The following is a 1,214-nucleotide window of genomic DNA, read 5'->3' as shown; positions in this document are numbered from 1 at the left end:
AGCGCGTTCGCCGGTGCGGCGATCGCCGTCATCGTCATCACCAGCGCACCAATAATGACTTTAGGACTTACTCGCATCAGCCGACCCCTTTGATGGAACAACTGTCATCAAGCGTAACACAGGGTCTTGGCTTGAACAGCCCAAAAAAGGCGCTGTACTGATTATTTTTCCTGCATTGAGCCGGCGTCGCAGAATGGTCGGCTATCCATATTGGGGGAAACTCTCCTTATTTTGGGGCTTTGGATCGCTGACTGCGGCGCATGCGCACAGGCGGCCGCGAGCGGCGCGCCGACACCTACCAACAGGCGCTATTTGGCGGTCGACATCGCCGATTTGCGGCGACCACGACGCGCCGGCGGGCGCTCTTCACTTACACCCGGCTCGGCGTCGGACTTGGCTGTCGCTTTTTCGCGCTGCGGCGAAAGCATCTTCTCGCGGCGGCGACGCTCGACATCGAAGCCGGATTCGGACGGCACGAACTGACTATTCCCCTCGACGAGCTGGGTGAGTACGGCGAGGAACGCGGGATGGAACGGCGGCGCCAAAGGAGCCAATAGCCGCTCCTGCGCCTTCATCATGCAGACCCGGGCCTGTTCATGAACCTCCTCTCCCGCAGGGGTTAGGAAGGCTATCATCGAGCGGCGATCACGCTGGCTGCGTTCGCGCCGCACCAGGCCGCGCTCCGACAAACGCTCCAACACGTCAGCCACGTTGGTCCGGTCGATACCAACCTCGTGGCCGAGGGTGACCTGATCGCTGCCGGGATAATAATGCAGCGCAGTGAGCAGGCCGTACTGGACCGGCGTGATGCCGAACTGCTTGCACTCCTCGACGAAGATGGCGTTGTGGATCTGATGCAGGCGGCGGACCAGATAGCCCACCCGCGACCACAGCGGCAGCCGGCCGGGCGCCGGACCGCCGTCCGCGTGCTGATCCATCACATCATATTCGGTCATTCCGTCCTCTCAGGCTCGTCCAGCGACGGCGCATTGCGGCGCCGAAAAAATCAGCATAGCCCACATTGACACCCCGTCGCATGAAAAATAATATCATCAGTATAGCCCGTATTATCCGGCGAGCTTTGAGGTGTCTCAAGTGTCTTCCGGAGCAAGATCGCTGCCAGTCACGCGCAACCCGCAGGCGCGCGCCGGGCTGGCCTCAGAGACAAGGACCGCCCATCCGATGACGCCCAGGACGCGGAAGATCGCGCTTGA

1 protein-coding gene is annotated in these 1,214 nt (G+C 61.5%); it reads right to left on the bottom strand.

What is annotated here, in order from left to right:
- Nucleotides 1-308: 308 nt before the first annotated feature.
- Complete coding sequence (locus I5M_RS25705; RefSeq protein WP_022724020.1) at nt 309-956, bottom strand: MarR family winged helix-turn-helix transcriptional regulator; 648 nt, start codon at nt 954-956, stop codon at nt 309-311.
- Nucleotides 957-1,214 lie beyond the last annotated feature (258 nt).

Origin of the sequence: Rhodopseudomonas sp. B29, from assembly GCF_000333455.1 — a bacterium.
Classification (GTDB): Bacteria; Pseudomonadota; Alphaproteobacteria; order Rhizobiales; family Xanthobacteraceae; genus Rhodopseudomonas.
This window is presented reverse-complemented; position numbering and strand designations above follow the sequence as displayed.

Bases quoted from the DNA above. Each gene is read 5' to 3' on its own strand.
- I5M_RS25705 (WP_022724020.1), bottom strand. From the start codon at position 956: ATGACCGAATATGATGTGATGGATCAGCACGCGGACGGCGGTCCGGCG.